Below are 527 nucleotides of genomic sequence, written 5' to 3'. Positions count from 1 at the left end.
CGCTGGCATATTATAATGGGAAAATGAGAGATGACAAAAACCAAAAAACTCGACATGGAATTGCCTAAAGAAGGTCGTTTTATCAGTTCTGAATTCCCAATCTTGCGCGAAAACTTGACCAAAATTGATCAAGCTCTTTTGGTTGTTGAGGAAAAGATAAACGAAAAAGCACCTTCAAAACACACGCACACAATAAGTGATGTTGCAGATCTAGAAAGCGCTCTCAATGGCAAGATGGCAGCGGATAAAACCTTCACTTTTGCTGATTTAAGCGATATCGAGGGTGCTAAGGACGCAGCCAACAATTATGTTCTCTATAAATCAAGCAACAATAACTTCACCTTTGGCAGTGCTGTCTCCCTGTTAGGTGCGCACCAACATAAAACCGAAGATATTGTGGGGCTTGATGATTTTAGAGCAAAAATCAACGAAGATCTCACAAGTTATGGTCGCTTAGCCAGCCCAAATGAATGGCAGAATTATAATAAATTTACCAGCAAAGTCACTATGAGTGGTGGCTTAGAACT

The 527-nt window shown here is 40.2% G+C and carries 1 protein-coding gene; it reads left to right on the top strand.

Going from position 1 to position 527, the window contains the following annotated elements; genetic code table 11:
* Window positions 1-30 precede the first annotated feature (30 nt).
* Window positions 31-527 (top strand): Bgr_08870 family protein (locus tag ACFIJJ_RS10210; RefSeq protein ID WP_375646873.1); only part of this gene is annotated, 497 nt, incomplete at its 3' end.

This window comes from Bartonella sp. TT29SHDZB (genome assembly GCF_042193395.1).
Taxonomy (GTDB): domain Bacteria; phylum Pseudomonadota; class Alphaproteobacteria; order Rhizobiales; family Rhizobiaceae; genus Bartonella.
This window is presented reverse-complemented; position numbering and strand designations above follow the sequence as displayed.